This is a genomic window from Amycolatopsis thermophila (assembly GCF_030814215.1).
GTDB classification, from domain to species: domain Bacteria; phylum Actinomycetota; class Actinomycetes; order Mycobacteriales; family Pseudonocardiaceae; genus Amycolatopsis_E; species Amycolatopsis_E thermophila.
In genome coordinates, this window is record NZ_JAUSUT010000001.1 from 6,630,422 (window position 1) to 6,650,444 (window position 20,023).

A 20,023-nucleotide genomic window follows, 5' to 3' on the forward strand; every position below is an offset into this window, starting at 1 on the left:
TCAGTGCACCGCCGCGAACATCAGCCGCTGGTCGTCGGCCTCGGCCGGGTCGAACTCGGCCGCAATGCTGCCCTGCCGCGCCACCAGGATGCGGTCGGACAGCGCGCGGATCTCCGGCAGGTAGGACGAGATCACCACCACGGCCACGCCCTCGTCGGCGAGCGCCCGGATCATCGCGTGGATCTCCACGATCGTGCCGAGGTCCACGCCGCGGGTCGGCTCGTCGATGATCGCCACCAGCGGCTTGCGCGTCAGGCCCTTCGCCAGGACCACCTTCTGCTGGTTGCCGCCGGACAGCTCGACGAGCTTCGCCCGGTCGGGCTGCAGGGTGCGCACCTGGAACCGCTCGACGAACCGCTTCGCGAGGGACTTGCGCTCCCCCGGCCGCAACAGGAACGGCAGTCGCGCCGAACCGCAGATGTGGCCCAGGTGGATGTTGTCCGCGATGCTGAAGTGGCTGAAGAACCCGGACGCCTTGCGGTCCTCGGTGATGTAGACGACGCCGGCCTTGCGGGCCTGCCGCGGCGTGCGGAACCGGACCTCGCGCCCGGCGACCCGGACCTTGCCACCGCGCAGCCGCCGCCGTTTCATGATCCCGCTGACGATCATCGCGACCTCGCTGCGCCCAGCGCCGACCAGCCCGTAGATCCCGACGATCTCGCCGGGATAGGCCGAGAACGACATGTTGCGCACCACCGGCAGCAGGGTCACGTCCTCCACCTCGAGCACCGGCGTGGGGTCCGGCGCGCGGCCGGGCGGCACCCGGCCGTACTCGACGTCGCGTCCCACCATCATCCGGACGATCTCTTCCCGGTCGAACTCCGGATTGGACAGCGTGCCCTGCACCGCGCCGTCGCGCAGCACCGTGATCCGGTCGGCCTCGCTGAACGCCTCGTCGAGCATGTGGGTGATGAAGATGACCCCGATGCCGTCCCGCTTGAGCCGCTGCATCGACAGGAACAGCTGCAGCCGCTCCTCCGGCGTCACCGACGACGTCGGCTCGTCCAGGATGACGACCTTGGCCCTGCGGTGCACCGCGCGCGCGATCTCCACCATCTGCTTCTGGGCCACACCCAGCGCGCCGACGGTCACTTCCGGCCGGATGTGGAAGTTGTGCGATTCCAGCAGCTCACGCGCCACGATGTTGAGGTGCGAGAGGTTGTTGAACACCTTCTCCTGGCCCAGGAACAGGTTCTGGGCCACGGTCATCGACTCGACCAGCGACCCCTCCTGGTAGACCATGGCGATCCCGGCCGCGGCGGAGTCCTTCGGCGTCGCGAACCGCCGCTCCACCCCGTCGACGGTGAGGGTGCCAGCGTCGTGCGTGATCGCCCCGGAGATGATCTTCACCAGGGTGGACTTGCCCGCGCCGTTCTCGCCCAGCAGGGCGTGGATTTCCCCGGGGCGGACGTCGAAGCTCACGTCGCGCAGCGCGTAGGTGCCGCTGTAGCGCTTGCTCACCCCGTCGAGCCTGATGACCGGCTCCATCTCGTCACTCCTCATCGTCGACCGCCAGCAGGTTCCGGTAGCCGCGAGCGGCGACCACCAGTTCCCCGCCGCGCACCGCCACTCCGGTGACCCCGTGCCGCTCACCGTCCACCCGGGACTGCAGGCTCTCCGCCACGCGGCCGCCGGCGTCCATCCGGAACACCAGCCCGTAGGAGCGGGCCGGCGCCCACGGCTTGAGCACGCCGAGCACCCGCAGCTGCCCCATCTGGGGCGTGTCCGTGTAGGGATTGGTGCTGCGCAGCCGCGGCACGAACCAGTCGCGCGGCGCGACGGTCGCCGTCATGTCCGCCAGGACCTCGGGTTCGTCCAGCAGCAGTTCGGTGATGCGGTTGCGCACGTAGGGCGCGGCGGCCCACCAGCCGTCACCGGCGGCCACCAGGCGGCCCGGGTAGACCGGCAGGTTCGCCACGAACGGTCGCGCCGGGCCGGACAGGGACGCCACGGCCCGCCGTTCGATCCGGTGGTCCAGGCTCACCGACACCAGCACGTCGCCACCGGGTGCCGGCTCGATCCCGGAGGGCCAGGCCAGGCCCTCGGCCTCGACCCGCGCCGCCGCACCGTCCACCCGCACGATCCGGCCCGACCGGTCGCCGCGCACGAGGGCCCGGGCCCACCCGTCGGCCCGCTCCTGGCTCGAACCGACCGTCAGCAGCAGGGAACCGTCCGGCAGCGCGGCGATGTCCGTGACGCACGACGACACCGCGTCGTCCGTGCACAGCTCCTCGGCGGACCCGGACTCGTCCAGCGCGACCAGGCCGGTTCCCTCGACCGCGGCCACGACCGCCTCGCCCACCGCGGTGAGGCTGCCGACCGCACCGTCGAGCTCGGCCACCGTCCGCACCTGCCCGTCCCGCAGGGCGCAGACCCGGTTGCCGCTGGAGAACACGAGCGCTCCCCAGGCGGGCACCACGTCGTCCGGCTCGTAGGCGCCGTCGGGCAGCAGCACCCTGCTCTCGTCCAGGCGGCTGTTGGGGCGCAGCCCCGCCTCCATCGGCGGCACCGTGCGGTGCCGCGCCCACGCCGGGTTGATCCATTCCTTGATCGCCGCGACCGTCCGGTTCACCGCTCCACCTCCGCCAGTGGCCGGCCGGCACCGGCCGTGCCGGGCACCGCGGCCGGGTCGATCGGACCGACGTCCTCGGGGTCGAGCGTGAGGCGGCCGACCCGGTTGTTGTTGACCCCGCACAGGTACAGCCGGCCGTCGCGCTCGTTGATCGAGGTGACCATCGGGTAGTTCGCCAGCGTCGAGTCCCACAGGACCTTCAGCACCTGTCCGCGCTCGTCGAACTTCAGCACGCACGACACGTTGAGCTGCGGGACCACCCAGCTGTCCAGCGGCACCTCCTGCGTCATCCGGCGCCGGAACGCGGGGTACTTCACCAGCAGGTCCGACATCGGGGTGCGCATCGACACGAAGGCCATCCAGTAGTTGCCGTCGGAGGCCCGGTTGATGTTGTCCGGGTGGCCGGGCAGGTTCTCCAGCACCGGCTCGAGCTGTCCCTGCTTCGGGCCGGCGATCCACAGCCGGTCCACCCGGCACAGCGTGGTGCTGGCGATCAGCACCGACTGACCGTCGTGGGCGGTGCACATCCCGTTGGGGAACACCAGGTTGGAAGCGACCACCTCGGTGCCGCCGTCCGGGTCGACGCGCACGACGCGCCCGTTCGGCCGGGACTCCACCAGTTCGACCATGTACTCGGCGGCGTTGTACCGGGCCGAGAAGTCCGACACGTACAGGGAGCCGTCCGGGGCCACGTCGAGGTCGTCGACCGCCCGCAGACCCGAATCGTCCAGCAGCGACAGGCGGCTCCGGCGGACCTTGTTGGCGACCAGTTCCGGCTCGCCGTCCGGGTGGATCCGGTAGACGCCCATCCCGCCGACCGCCACCACGAGGCGGCCTTCGCGGTCCCACGCGTGGCCGAGCGGAAGCCCGCCGGTGCGGGCGAAGATCTCGCCTTCGGCGTGGTCCGGGCCGGAGAACCGCCAGATCCAGCCGCGGCGGTCACCGCAGTAGAGGTTGCCGGCGGGGTCCACCGCGCAGTCCTCGGCGCCCTCGATCTTGCCCAGACCGATGGTCGGCGCGTCCGTGAGGCGGTTGTTGATCGTCCACACGGTGCCCGGCTCGGTGACGTCCACCAGCGGTCCCAGCGTGATCCGCCCCGGGTCGATCTTGAGTTTCTCCGCGGTGCGCTCGCGGTACTTGCCCCACTTCAGGTCGAGGATCGCGAACAGCAGCAGCACCGCCGCGAGGATCGCGGTGTAGTAGGAGCCTTCGAGCCCCAGCGCCACGGTGGCCTGCAGGATGACGCCGACGACGAGGATGCCGACGGTCGCCCGCAGCACCGAGCCGCGGCCGCCCTTGAGGCTGACCCCGCCGAGCACGACCGCGGTCAGCGCCACCAGTTCCCAGCCCTGCCCGACGTCGGCGTCGGTCCGGCCCAGCCGGGCGGCGGTGAGCAGCCCGGCCGTGCCGGCGAGCGCCCCGGACAGGAGGTAGACGCAGAACGTGACCCGGTCCACCGGGATGCCGTTGCGGCGGGCGGAGCGCCGGTCGGAGCCGACCGCCATGACCCACCAGCCCCAGCGCGACCGGGTCAGTCCCACGTGGACGACGACCAGCACGACGAGGAAGATGAACCACCCGGTCGGGATGCCGGCCACCGTGCCCTCGCCCAGGAAGTCCCACACGAGGTCGTCCTTGGGCATGCCGAGCTCGAAGCTGTAGGAGCTCTGCAGCGCCGCCGCCGCACCGCCGAAGGCCACCAGTGTCACCAGGGTGGTGATGAACGGCCGCATCTTGAGCCGGGCGATCAGGAACCCGTTCACCGCGCCCAGCGCGGCCCCGGCCACGATCGTCGCGGGCACCACCAGCGCCATCGGCCAGTTCCAGGCCCGCGACGCGACCATCGCGCCCAGGGAGGCGAGGCCGACGATCGAGCCGACCGACAGGTCGATCCCGCCGCCCACGAGCACGACGGTGAGCCCGATGGCGAGCAGCCCCTTCTCCGTCGCCTCGTCGAGGATGAGCGGGACGTCCACCCCGCCCACGGGCGTGGTACCCCACACGATGATGCTGAGCACCACGGCCAGGGTCAGCGGGACAGCGCCCTCCATCCAGCGCTTTCCGAACAGGTCGGACAGGGTGCGCAGCGGCGCGAACCGGGCGGCGCGGCCCTGTCCGGTGAGCGCGAACGCGTCCACGCCCGAGCGGGATTTGATCTTCATCCGCCTGGTCCTCGTCCCCGGATCACTGGCCCTTGTAGCAGGCGATGGTCGTGTTGTCGACGTTCGAGCGGTCCACCACCGCGTGCGAGACGTAGGCGACGCTGTGCGTGCTGCCGGGCGCCACACCGGTCTGGATCAGCTGCTGCGCCGTCACGACCGCCGCCGCGCCGACGCCCTGGACGTCGTAGGCGACCGAGGCGGTCACCTTGCCCGCCCGCAGCGCGTCGCACCACAGCGTGTCGGCGGCCATCGTGTAGACGCCGATGGAGTTCGGCCGGATCACGCCGTGGGCCGCCGCCTCGGACACGGCGTCACCGACGGCCACCGAGTTGAGGTCGTAGGTCACCATGTAGGCGCACAGGTTGTCCTTCTGCTGCTGCGTGATCGACGCCGCCGCCTGTTGCGCGGCCGCGTTCTGCCACTGGGTGTGGGCGGTGGCGACCACCTCGTAGCCGGCCGGGTCGGCCACGTCGTGCACGCCCTTGGACCACTGCAGCGACGCCGCGTCGTTGCCCGGGCCGTCGATGATCGCCAGGCGCTTGGCACCGCCGCGCTGGTCGCAGTCGGCGATGGCCCGCTTGGTGATGTCCTGCGCCGCGTGCACCACGTCGACGCCGATGAACGCGTCACCGAGCTGGCTGGACATCATGTTGACGACGATGGTGTAGATGCCCGCCTTGCGCGCGTCCTCGATCTGCTTGGTGAGCACGCCGACGTCGGTGTTGTGCAGGATCAGGACGTCGGCTTCCTTCCGCGAGATCAGGTCGTTGACGATCTTGACCATCTTGTCGGGGTCGAAGTTGGCGTCGTAGACCTGGAACTGCGCGCCGAGGTTGTCGAACGCGCGCTGCATCGACGCGCCCCAGTTCTGCGTCAGGTTGTAGCCCTTGTACAGGATCGGCACGAACGCGACCCGCTTTCCCTTCATGACGTCGTGCGCCTTCTGGTTCGCGTCGAAGAGCTGGGCGCTGTCACCGAAGGCCTGGTTGCCGCCGCCCGGCGCGCTCCCGGACGAACCGCTGCTGCCGGTGGTGCACGCCGTCATCGCGACGGCCGCGGCGGCCGCGGTCAGCAGGGCGGTGATCTTCCTCTTCATCGTTGAAGCTCCTTGATCATCGGTGGTGGTTCACAGTTCGTCGGTCTTCGCGGTCTCCTCGTCCCGCGGGTGCAGCCAGGCGTCGAGCGCGATCGCGGCGATCAGCACGCCGCCGCGGACCAGGTCCTGCATGGCGGTGCTCAGGCCGTGCAGGATCAGCAGGTTGTTGAGCACGCCCACGAACAACGCGCCGGCCAGGACGCCGAGGATCGTGCCCCGCCCGCCGGACAGCGAAACGCCACCGATCACGGTCACGGTGAGCGCGGTGAACAACAGCGGGTCGAACGAGGTGACCGTGGTCTGGACACTGCCCTGGATGGACACCGTCACGTACCCGGCCAGCAGGGCCAGCAGCGCGGAGAGCACGTAGGTGAGCATCTGGAGCGGCCGGACGGGCGCGCCCGTCGAGCGCGCGGTGGCGAAGTTGTCCCCCATCGCGCGGATCAGGCGGCCCGGCGCGGTGAAGGTCACGAACAACCACGCGAGCAGGAAGACGGCCGCGGCGATCAGCACCGGCCGGGGCACGCCCAGAACCGAACCGTTGCTGAGCGCGGAGATCGCCGATCCCGGTGGCAGCGCGTAGAAGTTCTGGTCCAGCAGGAAGATGTCGACGCCGCCGATCGTCAGCAGGCCCGTGGCCAGCGTCGCGAACAGCGCGGGCACCTCGAGGTAGGCGACCAGGAGACCGTTGACCACGCCGATCACCAGCGCGAGCCCGGCCATCAGCAGGATCGCCTGCCATTCCGACATACCGCCGGACATGAACGCCAGCGTGGCCTGCGCGCACCCGAGTGCGACGCCGGCGACCGACAGGTCGATGCCCTTGCCGAGGATCACGATGGCCAGGCCGATCGCCAGGATCCCGAACGCGGCCGACAACCGCAGCAGGCTCGCGAAGTTGCCACCGGTGAGGAAACCCTCGGTGGTCAGCGCGCCGGCCACGCACAGCACCACCGTGATGACGAGGACGAAGAACCCCTGTTCGGCGCGGGCGAGCCGGTCACGGAGGGACAGGCCGGGCCTCGCGTCCGCCGCAGCCACTGCCATTGTGGACCTGCCAATCGTGTCGCGTGGATTTTCCGGATGAGGGGACTCGCGGCGCGGTCGCCGCTGCCGGATTGCCGGGAAAGGTATATGGAAAATATTTTATGGTCAAGGCTGTCGGAGCGACCCCTGCGCGGTACACCCGAACGTGGGACCTCGGCCGCGCGCAGTTCCATTGTGGACACCGCCGGAATCCCGGCGATCGCGGGGATTCCGGCGGTGACTGCGCGTCACCGCTCGACGTGCTCCCGGAGGAAGCCGGCGACGGCGCGCAGCCCGCGACGGTGCCCGGGGTGGGTGGGCAGCTGCAGGAACCCGTGGGGCGCGCCCGGCACCGGGACGAACCGGTGCGGGACGGCGGCCTCGGCCAGCCGGTCCGCGATCGCGACCGACTCGCCGAAGAGCGGATCGTCCTCCCCGGCCAGCACCAGCGAGGGCGGGAAATCCGCGCAGTACCGCTCGGGGTGCAGGCGCGGATCGTCGGTCAGCCGCCGCGCGTCGGCCGGTTCCAGGTACTGCTGCGTGTCCGCCTCGGCACCGCCGAGGAGGTCGGCCAGCACGGGCAGCGCGCGGTGGACGTCGTAGATGCCGTAGCACAGCAGGGCCGCCGCGACCCCCGCCCCGTGCCCGGACGCCAGTGCGGCGGCGGCCAGGTTCGCCCCCGCGGAATCGCCCCCGACGAGCACCCGCGCCGGATCGCCGCCGAGACCGGCGGCGTGTTCACGCACCCAGCCCAGGGCGTGCACAGTGTCCTCCACCGCCGCCGGGAACCGGTGCCGCGGCGCACGCCGGTAGTCGAGGACGACGGTGAGCAGGCCCAGCGCGGCGAGATCGGCCGCCAGCCTGCGGTGACTGGCCGGCGCGCCGAGCACCCACGCGCCGCCGTGCAGGAACAGCAGCGTGGGAAACGGCGGATCCCCGAACGGCAGGTACACGTCGGCGGTCACCCGCCAGCCGGCGATCTCCCGCACGGGAACGCCGCGCGTGACGGCCGCGACCCGGGGCCCGTCGGCGTTGGTGTAGCCGTCGAAGGACGCCAGCAGGTCACGGACCGTTTCCCCGTCGCGCACCTTGAGCGTGCGCTGGAACTCCAGCAGGCGCGCCGGCACGCCGTCCACCGTGGTCACGCGCCCGGCGCGATCATCACGTGCACGGCGTCCTCCCCGGGCACGCGGCCGGCGAGGGTCTCGACGGCCAGCGGCACCTGCTCCAGGCCGAACGTGTGCGTGTGCAGCAACTCCAGCGGGTACCGCCGCGACTCGATCAGCCGCAGCGCGGGCTCGAACGCGCGGATGTCCTGTGACCACAGGCCCTTCACGGTCAGCTCCTTCGTCACGATCCGATCCGGGGCCAGCCCGCTCACTGTCGCGCCCGACCCCTTCACCCCCGCCAGCACGACCGTCGCGCCAGGCTTGGCGATCTCGACGGCGTCCACGATCGGCTGGGTCGCCACCGCGGTCACGTCCACGACGACGTCCGCCCCCTCGCCCCCGGTCGCCTCGGCGACCGCGGCGACGGTGTCCTCGGTGTCGGCGACGACGGTGACGTCCGCACCGAGCCTGCGGGCGAGCTCGAGTTTGTGCGCGTCCCGGGCGAGCCCGGTCACGATGATGCGGCCCGCCCCGGCCTCCCGTGCGGCGACCACGCCGGCCAGGCCGCGCTGCCCGCAGCCCAGGACCACGACCGTGTCCCCGGCCCGGAGGCCGGAGTCGAACGCGAACCACCGCAGGCCGGCGGCCATCGGCTGGTAGAGCGCGGCCAGCTCGAGCGGGAGGTCCGGGTCCAGCTTGTGCAGCACGGTCCGCGGATCGAGGTACAGGTACTCCGCGTAGCCGCCCCACAGGCCCGGTCCGGCGCTCGTCGGCAGGTAGCCGTAGGCGTTGATCGCGGCGCCGTGGCGCGAACTGACGCAGCGGCGGTAGTTCCCGGTCAGGCAGGCGCGGCAGGAACCGCAGCCCAGGACCGGTTCGACCGCCACCCGGTCGCCCACCCGCACCCGCCAGCGCCGCGCCGCCTCGGCCCCGATCTCGGCGATCGTCCCGACCGGTTCGTGGCCGGGTATCAGAGGGTAGGCGACACCGAGCGCGGTGAACCCGCCGTCGTACTGCTCGACGTCGCTGCCGCACATGCCGCAGGCGTCGACCCGCAGCAGCGCCTCGTCCGGGCCGATCCGCGGCAGGGGGAACTCCTGGATCTCGTAGCGGCGGTCGGCCACCTGGACCGCGGCCCGCGCCGTGGTCATCAGTAGGCCCTCGGCAGGCCGAGGACCTGCGTCGAGATGTAGTTCAGCACCATCTCCTGCGAGAACGGCGCGTTGCGCAGCAACCGCACCTCCCGCCACAGCCGCTCGATGTGGTACTCCTTCGCGTACCCGAAGCCGCCGTGCGTGGACAGCGCCCGGTCGCACGCCTGCCAGCCCGCCTCCGCGCCGAGGAACTTCGCCGCCGCCGACTCGGGGCCGCAGGGCTGGTGCGCGTCGAACAGCTCGGCCGCCTTCATGCACATCAGTTCGGCCGCCTCCAGCCGGATCCACGCGTCGGCCAGCGGGTGCGCCACCGCCTGGTTCTTGCCGATGGGCCGGTCGAACACCACGCGGTCGTTGGCGTACTTGGTGGCCAGCTCCAGCGCCGCCCGGCCGAGCCCGACGCCCTCGAGCCCGACCACCGTGCGCTCCGGGTTCAGGCCGTCGAGCAGGTAGTAGAAGCCCTTGTCGACCTCGCCGACCACCTCGTCGTCGCCGACCTCGAGGTTGTCGATGAACAGCTCGTTGGAGTCGATCGCGGCACGGCCGAGCTTCTCGATCTCCCGCACGGTGATCCGCTCGCGGTTCAGGTCGGTGAAGAACAGGGTCATCCCGTGCAGCGGCTTGTCCTCGCGGCGCGGCGAGGTGCGGGCCAGCAGCAGGATCTTGTGCGCGTTCTGCGCGTTGGTGATCCACACCTTCTGGCCGTTGACCACCCAGCCACCGTCGATCTTGGTGGCCTTGGTCTTGATGCGCGAGGTGTCCACCCCGGCGGTCGGCTCGGTGACACCGAAGGCCATCAGGATCTCACCCCTGGCGAGCTTCGGCAGCCACTCCCGCTTCATCTCCTCCGAGCCGTGCCGCACGATGGGCGCCGGCGGGAAGACGTAGAAGTGGATCGCCGAGCCGCCGCTCATGCCGGCGCCGGACGCGGCGATCTCGGACATCATCACGCCGGCCTCGGTCAGCCCGAGCCCGATCCCGCCGTACTCCTCGGGGATCATCGCGCCCAGCCAGCCGCCTTCGGCGAAGGTCTTGACGAACTCCCACGGGTACTCGTGCTTGCGGTCCTTCTCCAGCCAGTAGTCGTTGTCGAACTTCCGCGCCAGCTCACGCGTGGCCTTCCGGACGATGTCGACGCTGCTCTCTTCCGCGGTCATCGGTGGTCCTCCTGCTCGGCGGAAACGGGGATGTCGGTCAGCGGCGTGGCCGGGTCGAGCGAGGACAGGTCGCCCACCGGCTCGCCCAGGTGCCGGGCCCGGATGGCGCGGCGCATGATCTTGCCGTTCTTGGTCTTCGGCAGCGTCGGCACGACGTGCAGCACGGGCGCGAAGGAGCGGCCCGCGTTGCGCAGCGCGGTCGCCTCCAGATCGGCCTGGTCGACGGCGCGCTCGCGCAGCACCACGAACGCGACGGCCCGCTGGCCGCGCCGCTGGTCCGGCACGCCGATGACCGCCGCCTCGGCGATGCGGCTGTCCTTCAGCAACGCCGTCTCGATCTCCGCCGGGCCGACCCGCCGTCCGGAGAGCTTGATCGTGTCGTCGGAGCGGCCGTGGATGCGCCAGGTGCCATCACCGTCCACACTGGCCAGATCTCCGTGCAGCCAGACGCCGTCCCAGCGGCTCCAGTAGGTCTCCAGGTACCGGTCGCGATCGCGCCAGAAGGCGTGCGTCATACCGGGGAACGTGTTGCGCACGGTCAGCTCCCCGACCTCACCCACCACCGGGGCGCCGTCGGCGTCCAGGACGGCCGCGTCGACGCCCGGCAGCGGCCCGTTGAACGAGGCCGGTTTCATCGGCAGGAACGGGTAGCCGACGAGCAGCCCGCCGCCGACCTCGGTACCGCCGCTGTAGTTGATGATCGGGCGGGTGGACAGCCCGACCTCCTTGAACAACCACCACCAGGTCGGCTCGTCCCATGCCTCCCCGGTGGACACGAAGGAGCGCAACGTGCCCAGATCGGCGAAGGACCCGTCGCCGCTCGCCATGATCGCCCGTGCGGCGGTGGGCGCGATGCCCTGCACGGTGACGCCGTTTCGCTCGACGATGTCCCACATCCGGCCGGGGTGCGGGTGGACCGGCACGCCCTCGATCATCACGATCGTGGCCCCGAGCTGGAGCGGCCCCATGATGAGCAGCGGGCCGACGAGCCACCCCATGTCGGTGATCCAGGAGACCACGTCGTCGTCGTGCACGTCGAAGCCGTAGGCGAAGTCGACCGCGGCCTTCACCGCCAGGCCGGCGTGGGAGTGCACGATGCCCTTCGGCTTGCCGGTGGTGCCGGAGGTGTAGACGATCGCGAGCGGGTCGTTGGACTCCGTGGCGGCCGTGCCGACCGGCTCCGGATCGGCCTCGAGCTCGTCCCAGTAGACGTCGCGCCCGGCACGCATCTCCACGCCGTGCCCGAGGTGGCGGACCACCACCACGTGCCGGACCGAGGGCGCCGATTCCAGCGCCTCGTCGGCGACCTCCTTCAGCGGCACGCGCTTGCCGCGCCGGGTGGTGCCGTCGGCGGTGACCAGGAGAACCGCCTCGGAGTCCCGCAGGCGCGTGGCCAGCGCCTCGGCGCCGTAACCGGTGAAGGCCGGAACGGCCACCGCGCCGATCATCGCGATGCCCAGGAACGCCACCACCGACTCCGGCACGACCGGCACGTACAGCACCACCCGGTCGCCCGCCCGGACGCCGAGACGCGCCAGGTTGGCGGCGAACCGGCGCACCTGCTGGGACAGCTGGGCGTAGGTCAGCGAGCGTCGCTGCCCGCTGTCACCCTCGTAGACCACGGCGGTCTTGCCGGCCCGCTCGCCCACCGCGTGGCGGTGCGCGCACAGCTCCGCGGCGTTGACCCGGCCGCCGGGGAACCAGCGCGGGAAGGGCTTGCCCTCGCTGTCGTCGCGGACCCGCTCGAACGGCTCGTCGAAGGCGACGCCGAGATCCTCGACCACGGCGCGCCAGAACCACTCGGGGTCCTCGACCGACGCCCGGTGCAACTCCTCGACGCTGTCGTATCCCCAGCGCCGCATCGCCGCCAGGAGGCGGCTGCGCTCGCGTTCCGCCGCGCCGGGCACCCACGCGTACGCGGTGCCCGTGTCTTCGGTCACTGGCATGGTTCTCCTCGTCGGGCGGCGGTCACGACGCGGCGGTGGCGGCCTGATCCGCGGCCGACCGCTTGAGCATCAGGCCGACGCGGGTGGCGTCGCAGACGATCTCGTCACGCTGGTTGATGCCCAGGTGCCGGAAGACGACGATGCCGGAGTCGCCGCGGCTGCGGGACTCGCGCTTGCTCACGATCTCGGTGCGGGCGCGGATGGTGTCGCCGTGGAACACCGGGTTCGGGAACTTGACCTCCTGGAAGCCGAGGTTGCCCAGCGTCGTGCCCTGCGTGGTGTCCGGAACCGTGACGCCGGAGACCAGGCCCAGGATGAACAGGCTGTTGACCAGCCGCTGGCCGAAGATGGTGTTCTTGCTGTACTCCGCGTCGAGGTGCAGCGGGGCGAGGTTCAGCGTCAGCGTGCTGAACAGCACGTTGTCCGCCTCGGTGACCGTCCGCCGGGTCGCGTGCTCGATCACCGCGCCGGGCTCGAACTCCTCGAAATACAGGCCGGGCATGATACCCTCCACTCCTACGGAAAATATATTTTATGTTTACATGGCGGCGTCGCCTGGGTCAACCCCGCCGGCCCGCGAGCCCGGAACCGTCCGGCAATCTTGCTCTGACAAAGTATTAAATATAGTATCGAGCCATTCCGGCACGGTTCCCCCTCGGACGGCCCACTGCGCCCGGAAACCCCGTTCACACACAGGAGGTGCCCGGATGGACTCCGGCCCCACCGTCGCCTCGGTGCTGCGCCGCGGCTACACCGAATTCGCCGACCTGCCCGCCGTCGTGGACGTGTCCGGGACGACGACCACCTACGCGGAGCTGGGCCGCGACGCGCGGCTACTGGTGACCGGCCTGCGAAACCTGGGTGCCGGCCAGGGGGACCGCATCGTCGTCCTGACCAAGAACCGGCCGGAGTGCTTCACCCTGGACCACGCGCTGGCGATCGGCGGGTTCGTGCGCGTCGCGCTCAGTTACCGCCTGCACCCGAAGGAGATCGCCGACATCGTCGCCGACGCCGGGGCGCGCATCGTCGTCGTGGACGGTGAACGCGCCGACGAAATCGCCGGCGCGGTCGGCGCGGACGTCACGCTGGTGAACTTCGACGGCGATGAGCCGGGCGTCCCCTACGGCTCGCTGTTCGCCGGTGCGGAAGCCGAACCCGCCGAGGTCTCCCCCTCCGACATCGCGTGGATGCCCTACACGTCCGGCACCAGCGGGCGCCCCAAGGGCGTGATCCACACCCACCACAGCCTGCTGTCGATCATTCGGAACGTGCTGGTCGAGCTGCCGGGGCTCGGCGATCGCGACGTCCTCGTGCACACCGCCCCGCTCACGCACCTCAGCGGGTACGCGATGCTGGCCGGTTTCACGCGCGGCGCCCGCCAGATCGCCCTCGGCCGGTTCGAGCCGGCGGAGTACCTCCGCGTCGTCCAGCAGCACCGCGCGACGGTCCTGCCCCTGGTCCCGACGATGATCAACATGCTGCTGCCGGTCCTGGAGGCGGGCGAGGCCGACGTCTCCAGCGTGCACACCGTGCTCTACGGCGGCTCCCCCATCGCGCCGGACCGGCTGGCGCGGGCGATCAAGCTGTTCGGCCCGGTCTTCGTCCAGTCCTACGGGCTCACCGAGATGCCGTGGTCGTCCTGGCTGTCCAAACCGGACCACGTGTTCGACCCGGACGGCGAGCTGCCCGCCCGCCTCGGGTCGGCGGGCCGGGTGAGCCCGTTCATCGAGATGCGCCTGGTCACCCCCGGTGGCCGTCTCGCCGAGGACGGCGAGGAGGGCGAGATCCAGCTGCGCGGCGACGCCCGCATGGCCGGCTACTGGAACCTCCCGGACGAGACGGCGGCCGCCATCCTCGACGGCGGCTGGGTCGCCACCGGCGACGTCGGGCGCATGTCCGAGGGCTACCTGCACGTCGTGGACCGCAAGAAGGACATGATCGTCTCCGGCGGGTTCAACGTCTACCCCGCCGAGGTGGAGAACGCCATCTACACGGTGCCCGGCGTGGCGGAGGTCGCCGTGGTCGGCATCCCCGACGAGCGGTGGGGCGAAACCGTGCACGCGGTGGTCGTCCCGCGCGGCGGGGCCATGGTGACCCAGGACGAGATCGACCGGGCCTGCCTGCGCGCGATCGCCGCCTACAAGCGCCCGCGCAGCGTCGAGTTCGTCAGCGAACTGCCGAAGACGGGCACCGGCAAGATCATGCGCCGCGCGGTGAAGGAACGGTACTGGCAGGGCCGGGCCCGGCTGGTCAACGGATGAAGGAGCACCGCATGCCGCAGGAGGACTTCGCGGACCTGGTCCGGCGAGCCGTCCGCGACGCGAATGTGCCGACGCTGCTGATGGTCCTGGTCCAGCTGACCGGGGACACGCGGTGGCTGGCGGACCCCTACCGGCCCACGCGGGGCCGCGGGCTGAGCGAGAACGACTCCGGCGGCCTCCCCGAGAACGTGCAGGAGGAGATCCGGCACGCCGCCGCGGACGCGATCATCGCCTGGCACGACGGACGCCCCATGGCGATCCCGGAGCCGGACGAGTCCCTGCTGACCCGGATGCTGTCCGTGGCGATGGGCGAGGAGATCCCCGCCGAATACGGTCCGATGATCGCCGACGACCTGCGCACCGCCCTGAACGCCGCGCCCGCCCTGCCGGACGTGCCGCGGCCCCCCGACGGGTTCTCCGCGATCGTCATCGGCGCGGGCATCTCGGGCATGCTCGCCGCGCACCACCTGCGGCAGGCCGGCATCGCCTGCACGATCATCGAGAGCGGCGAACGCGTCGGCGGGACCTGGTGGCACAACCGGTACCCGGGCTGCGGCGTGGACGTGCCGAGCCACCTCTACTCCTTCTCCGGCGTCGTCGCCGACTGGCCGTACTACTACGCCACCCGCGACGAGATCCACGCCTACCTGGAATCGGTGGCCGCCGAATGGGACATCCCCGGCTGCACCCGCTTCTCCACCCGGGCCACCGCGGCCCGGTGGGACGAGGCCGGCCGGCAGTGGTCGGTGGAGATCACCGGCCCGGACGGCACCCGCGAGGTGCTGCGGGCCGACATCCTGATCAGCGGGGTTGGCGCGTTCGGCAAGCCGAAGCTGCCGGACGTGCCGGGTCTCGACCGGTTCGCCGGCACGTGGTGCCACACCGCGACCTGGCCGGAGGATCTGGACCTGGCCGGCAAGCGCGTCGGCGTGATCGGCAACGGCGCGAGCGCGATGCAGGTCGTCCCCGCGATCGCCGGTACCGCGGAGTTCCTCACCGTGTTCCAGCGGTCGGCCCACTGGGTGGCGCCGTTCGAGAAGTTCCGGGTGCCGGTCCCGGATCCGGTCCGGTTCCTGCTCCGTGAGGTCCCGCTGTACCGGTCGTGGTACCGGCAGCGGCTGGCCTGGGTGCTCAACGACACCCTCTACCAGGCGTTGCAGAAGGACCCGGACTGGCCGCACCAGGACCGGTCCATCAACGCGATCAACGAAGGCCACCGCCGGTTCTTCACCCGGTACATCTCCGCCGAACTGGCGGGCCGTCCCGACCTGGTCGAGAAGGTCACCCCGTCCTACCCGCCGTTCGGCAAGCGCATCCTGCTGGACAACGGCTGGTACCGCACGCTGAAGCGGGACGACGTCGAGCTGGTGACCGACTCGATCGCCGAGATCACCGAGCACGGCATCCGGCTGGTGTCCGGGCGCGAGGTGGAACTGGACGTCATCGTGTTCGCCACCGGGTTCGACGTGGTGCGCTTCCTGTCGTCGGTGGAGCTGACCGGGCGCGGCGGCCGCACCCTCGGCGACGTGTGGCACGGCGACGACGCGCGCGCCTACCTGGGCACGACGGTGCCGGGCTTTCCCAACCTGTTCTGCCTCTACGGCCCCAACACCCAGGCCGGTCACGGCGGCAGCCTGATCTTCTACCTCGAGTGCCAGATGCGGTACGTGCTGAGCCTGCTCGGGCAGATGTTCGACGCGGGCGCGACGGTCGCCGAGGTCCGCGCCGAGGTCAGCGACAAGTACAACGAGGACGTGGACGCGGCCCACGAGCGGATGATCTGGACCCAGCCCGGGTTCACCACCTACTACCGCAACTCCCGCGGCCGCGTGGTGGTCGCCAACCCGTGGCGGGTCATCGACTGGTGGCAGATGACGAGGGAGGCGGCGCTGTCGGACTACCACCTCGACGGCCCCGGAGCGGGAGGTCCGCGATGACGAACCGGTTCACCGGCACGGTCGCGCTGGTCAACGCCGCCGCGGGGGCGGGGATCGGCGCGGCGGTCACCCGGCGCCTGCTGGCCGAGGACGCCACCGTGGTGATCACCGACGTGAGCGAGCGGCGGCTGGCGAAGTTCCAGGCGGAGCTGGCACAGTCCGGCCACGGCGACCGGGTGCTCGCCCGCGTCGCCGACGCGGCCGACGAGCAGGCGGTCGACGCACTGGTCGCCGAGGTCGCGGACGTTCACGGGCGGCTGGACGTCCTGGTCAACAGCGTCGGGCTCAACCTGCTGGCGGAGTTCCCCGGCACCGGCCTGGACACCTGGCGCCGGGTCCTGGACACGTCGCTGACCTCGCACTTCCTGCACGCCCGCGCGGCCTGGCCGCTGCTGCGGAAGTCGGCCGCCCCGGCCATCGTCAACATTTCCTCGCTCGCGGCCGAATCCCCGGTGCCCTTCGGTGAGGTCGCCTACGCCGCGGCGAAGGCCGGTGTGCTCGGGCTGACGCGCGCGCTGGCCGTGGAGGGCGCCCAGTGGGGGATCCGCTGCAACGCGGTCATCCCGGGCCTGATCTGGAACGAGCGCCTCACCGCCGGGGTCGCCGCCGAGTACGTCGACGCCTACCGGGCGCGGCGGCCGCTGGGCCGGGACGGCGAGCCGGACGAGGTCGCCGACGTGATCCTGTTCCTCGCCTCCGGCGACAGCCGGCACGTCACCGGCCAGGCGCTGCGGGTGGCGTCATGACGCTGGACGGGAAGGTCGCGCTCGTCACCGGGGCGGCCAGCGGTGTCGGCGTGGCGATCTGCCGCGCGCTGCGGGAGGCCGGGGCGCGGGTCGCGCTCACCGACGTCGACGGGACCGCGCTGGAAGAGGTTGCGAGCGGCCTCGGCGACGGTGCGGCCACCTTCGTGGCCGACCTCGCCGACGACGACGCCGCGGCGGCGCTGCCGGCGCGCGTGCGGGACGAGTTCGGGTCGCTGGACATCCTGGTCAACAACGCCGGGGTCCGCCAGGTCGCCCCGCTGCTCGAGCTCACGCCGGCGCAGTGGCGGCGCACGCTGGACGTCGACCTGGTCGCCCCGTTCGTGTTGTGCCGGGCCGCGATCCCGCTGATGGCCGAGCAGGGCCGGGGCAAGATCGTCAACATCGCTTCGATGGCCGGGCTCGCCGCGTTCCGCGACCGCGCGGCCTACAGCGCCGCCAAGGCCGGCCTGATCATGCTCACGAAGAACATCACGGTGGAGTTCGGTGACCGGGGCATCTGGTGCAACGCCGTCGCCCCCGGCGTCGTGGAGACCCCGATGACGAGCTTCTTCTTCGCCAGCCCCGGCATGACCTCCTCGATCCGGGCGAACACGCCGATGCGGCGCTGGTCGCGGCCGGAGGAGATCGCGCGGCCGGTGGTGTTCCTGAGCGGTCCGGAGTCGGACTTCGTCAACGGGACGGTCGTCCCGGTCGACGGCGGCTGGACCGCCGGTTACTACGGGGCGGAGCTGTCCCCCCGGCCCGAGGAGGCATGACGTGATCTCCAACGCGCGACTGGAGGAGCTGTCGGCCAAGCAGGCGATCACCGACCTGCTGCTGACCTACTGCCGCGGCATCGACCGGTGCGACGCCGCGCTCGTCAAGGAGGCGTTCTGGCCGGACGCCTACGACAACCACGGCGCGGACGCCGGCCCGGCGTGGGAGTTCGCCGACCGGATCGTCGCGGCGAAGCTCGCCACGACCGAGTGGACCACGCACGCGGTCACCAACCACCTCGTCGAGGTCGACGGCGACCGCGCGTTCTCCGAGGCGATCGTGCTGACCTTCCAGAAGCAGGTCGGCAGCGACCAGGTCAACGTGTTCTGCGGCCGGTACGTCGACCGCGTCGAGCGGCGCGACGGGACCTGGCGCATCGCCTACCGCCAGATGATCCACGACTGGAGCGGCTCGACCGTGCTCGAACCGTGGGCGCTGTCCGGTGTGGCCAGTGGCGCCTTCGTCCAGGGCGGCCGTCGTGACGGCGACTTCGTCACCGGCGCCGGCCGCGACGCGCTCATGCACGACTGACCCACGGGCACGGGAAAGGGGCGGAACGGCCGTGGCCGTTCCGCCCCTTTCCCGTGTTCAGGACGCCAGCGCCTCGGCCATCTCCGGCGGCACGCCGTAGGACTTGATCTCGACGTAGGCGTCGAAGCCCTCCAGACCGGCCTCACGCCCGATACCGCTGCACTTGAACCCGCCGATGGGCGCGTGGAACCCGACGACGTTGCCGTTCAGTTCGACCGTCCCGGTGCGGATCCGGCGGGCGAACGCCAGTGCGTGCTCGGGGTCGGCGGTGAACACCGAGCCGTTGAGCCCGTAGGTGGAGTTGTTCGCGATGGCGGCGGCCTCGTCCTCGGTGTCGAAGGACAGCACGGACAGCACCGGGCCGAAGATCTCCTCCTGCGCGATGCGCATGTCCGGGGCGACGTCGGTGAAGATGGTCGGTTCGACGAACCAGCCGCGCTCCAGTCCCGCCGGGCGGCCACCGCCGACCAGCACCTTGGCGCCCTCGCCGCGGCCGATCTCGAAGTAGCTCTCCACAGTGGCCCGCTGCCGCGCGCTCACCAGGGGGCCGACCTGGGTGACCGGATCGGCGGGGTCCCCGATCGGCATCTCCGCCACCATCGCGGTCAGCCGCTCCAGCAGCTCCCGCTCCCGGGCGCGCGAGACCACGATCCGGGTCTTGTTGCTGCACGCCTGGCCGGTGTTGCGCAACGACAGCGCCCGGATCTGCTGCACGGCCAGGTCGAGGTCGGCGTCGTCGAGGATGACCGCGGCGGACTTGCCGCCCAGCTCCAGCGTCACCCGCCGCAGGTCCTGCCCGCACAGGGCCGCGATCCGCCGCCCCGCGGCCGTGGAGCCGGTGAAGGACACCTTGTCCACGCCGGGGTGGGTGACGAGGTACTCGCTCACGTCGCGGTGCGCGGGCACGATGTTGACCACCCCGTCCGGCAGCCCGGCCGACTGCAGCATCTCCGCGAACAGGTAGGAGTCCAGCGGCGCCTCCGGCGACGGCTTCAGCACGACCGTGCACCCGGACAGCAGCGCGGGCCCCAGCTTCAGCATCGTCACCAGCAGCGGCGCGTTCCACGGGATCACCGCTCCCACCACGCCGACCGGTTCGCGCGTCACCAGCGCGTTGCCGGTGGCCGAGCGGCGCACCGTGCTCCACTCGTACCGGGGCGCCAGCTCGAGGAAGCTGTCCAGCAGCAGGCGCGCGCCGGCGGACTGCATGGTCCGGGACAGGCTGATGGGGCAGCCCATCTCGTCGCTGACCAGTGCGGCCACGGTGTCCTGCTGCTCGGCAAGCGCGGCGCTGACCCGCCGGAGCACGTCACTGCGCTCCGCCAGGCTCATGCCGGGCCACGGGCCGCGGTCGAACGCCTCCCGCGCCGCCGCCACCGCACGGTCCACATCGGACCTCGACCCCGCGGGCACGCGCGCCACGACCTCTTCGCTGAACGGGGAGATCACCTCGATCTTCTCGTCGGTCGCCGGGTCCACCCACCGGCCGCCGATGAACAGCTTCGCGTAGTTTCCTTGCCAGACCATGTCGTTCTCCTTTGAACGGTGG

At 71.4% G+C, this 20,023-nt stretch carries 16 protein-coding genes; 5 read left to right on the forward strand and 11 right to left on the reverse strand.

What is annotated here, in order from left to right; genetic code table 11:
- From FB470_RS32490 to FB470_RS32535, 10 genes are all read right to left on the reverse strand, one after another.
- Positions 1-1,488: a sugar ABC transporter ATP-binding protein gene (locus FB470_RS32490; protein WP_306997783.1), complete on the reverse strand. Its 1,488-nt coding sequence runs from the start codon at positions 1,486-1,488 to the stop codon at positions 1-3.
- A gap of 4 nt (positions 1,489-1,492) precedes the next feature.
- On the reverse strand, positions 1,493-2,572 hold the full coding sequence (locus tag FB470_RS32495) for a hypothetical protein (protein WP_306997785.1): 1,080 nt from the start codon (positions 2,570-2,572) through the stop codon (positions 1,493-1,495).
- The gene (locus FB470_RS32500) at positions 2,569-4,734 is read right to left on the reverse strand and encodes an ABC transporter permease (RefSeq protein WP_306997787.1); all 2,166 of its coding nucleotides are present in this window, start codon (positions 4,732-4,734) and stop codon (positions 2,569-2,571) included. Before FB470_RS32500 ends, FB470_RS32495 begins: the two co-directional genes overlap by 4 nt.
- Positions 4,735-4,756: 22 nt before the next feature.
- Positions 4,757-5,830 carry a sugar ABC transporter substrate-binding protein gene (locus FB470_RS32505; protein WP_306997789.1) on the reverse strand — a complete coding sequence of 358 codons (1,074 nt, stop codon included), beginning with the start codon at positions 5,828-5,830 and terminating at the stop codon, positions 4,757-4,759.
- 30 nt (positions 5,831-5,860) lie between these two features.
- Entirely contained in the window at positions 5,861-6,877 is a 1,017-nt protein-coding gene (locus FB470_RS32510; RefSeq protein WP_306997791.1) for an ABC transporter permease, read from the reverse strand.
- Between the two features lie 227 nt (positions 6,878-7,104).
- Positions 7,105-8,001: an alpha/beta hydrolase gene (locus FB470_RS32515; protein WP_306997793.1), complete on the reverse strand. Its 897-nt coding sequence runs from the start codon at positions 7,999-8,001 to the stop codon at positions 7,105-7,107.
- Complete coding sequence (locus tag FB470_RS32520) at positions 7,998-9,116, reverse strand: zinc-dependent alcohol dehydrogenase (protein ID WP_306997794.1); 1,119 nt, start codon at positions 9,114-9,116, stop codon at positions 7,998-8,000. Before FB470_RS32520 ends, FB470_RS32515 begins: the two co-directional genes overlap by 4 nt.
- Positions 9,116-10,276: an acyl-CoA dehydrogenase family protein gene (locus FB470_RS32525; protein WP_306997796.1), complete on the reverse strand. Its 1,161-nt coding sequence runs from the start codon at positions 10,274-10,276 to the stop codon at positions 9,116-9,118. The genes FB470_RS32520 and FB470_RS32525 overlap by 1 nt, the downstream gene beginning before the upstream one ends.
- On the reverse strand, positions 10,273-12,216 hold the full coding sequence (locus FB470_RS32530) for an AMP-binding protein (protein ID WP_306997798.1): 1,944 nt from the start codon (positions 12,214-12,216) through the stop codon (positions 10,273-10,275). The genes FB470_RS32525 and FB470_RS32530 overlap by 4 nt, the downstream gene beginning before the upstream one ends.
- Positions 12,217-12,244: 28 nt before the next feature.
- Positions 12,245-12,724, reverse strand: coding sequence for a MaoC family dehydratase (locus FB470_RS32535; protein ID WP_306997800.1), 480 nt, complete (start codon positions 12,722-12,724; stop codon positions 12,245-12,247).
- Between the two features lie 205 nt (positions 12,725-12,929).
- Between FB470_RS32535 and FB470_RS32540 the strand changes: the two genes are divergently transcribed.
- From FB470_RS32540 to FB470_RS32560, 5 genes are read left to right on the forward strand one after another with little or no spacing between them, the layout of a single operon-like run.
- On the forward strand, positions 12,930-14,483 hold the full coding sequence (locus FB470_RS32540) for a class I adenylate-forming enzyme family protein (protein ID WP_306997801.1): 1,554 nt from the start codon (positions 12,930-12,932) through the stop codon (positions 14,481-14,483).
- A gap of 11 nt (positions 14,484-14,494) precedes the next feature.
- Entirely contained in the window at positions 14,495-16,420 is a 1,926-nt protein-coding gene (locus tag FB470_RS32545) for a flavin-containing monooxygenase (protein ID WP_306997803.1), read from the forward strand.
- Positions 16,417-17,166, forward strand: a complete 750-nt coding sequence (locus tag FB470_RS32550; protein ID WP_306997805.1) for an SDR family NAD(P)-dependent oxidoreductase — start codon at positions 16,417-16,419, stop codon at positions 17,164-17,166. The genes FB470_RS32545 and FB470_RS32550 overlap by 4 nt, the downstream gene beginning before the upstream one ends.
- The gene (locus tag FB470_RS32555; protein ID WP_306997807.1) at positions 17,163-17,942 is read left to right on the forward strand and encodes an SDR family NAD(P)-dependent oxidoreductase; all 780 of its coding nucleotides are present in this window, start codon (positions 17,163-17,165) and stop codon (positions 17,940-17,942) included. Before FB470_RS32550 ends, FB470_RS32555 begins: the two co-directional genes overlap by 4 nt.
- 1 nt (position 17,943) lies before the next feature.
- Positions 17,944-18,474 carry a nuclear transport factor 2 family protein gene (locus FB470_RS32560; RefSeq protein WP_306997809.1) on the forward strand — a complete coding sequence of 177 codons (531 nt, stop codon included), beginning with the start codon at positions 17,944-17,946 and terminating at the stop codon, positions 18,472-18,474.
- A gap of 57 nt (positions 18,475-18,531) precedes the next feature.
- Here the strand turns inward: FB470_RS32560 and FB470_RS32565 are convergent, their stop codons facing one another.
- Complete coding sequence (locus tag FB470_RS32565) at positions 18,532-20,001, reverse strand: aldehyde dehydrogenase (protein ID WP_306997811.1); 1,470 nt, start codon at positions 19,999-20,001, stop codon at positions 18,532-18,534.
- Positions 20,002-20,023 lie beyond the last annotated feature (22 nt).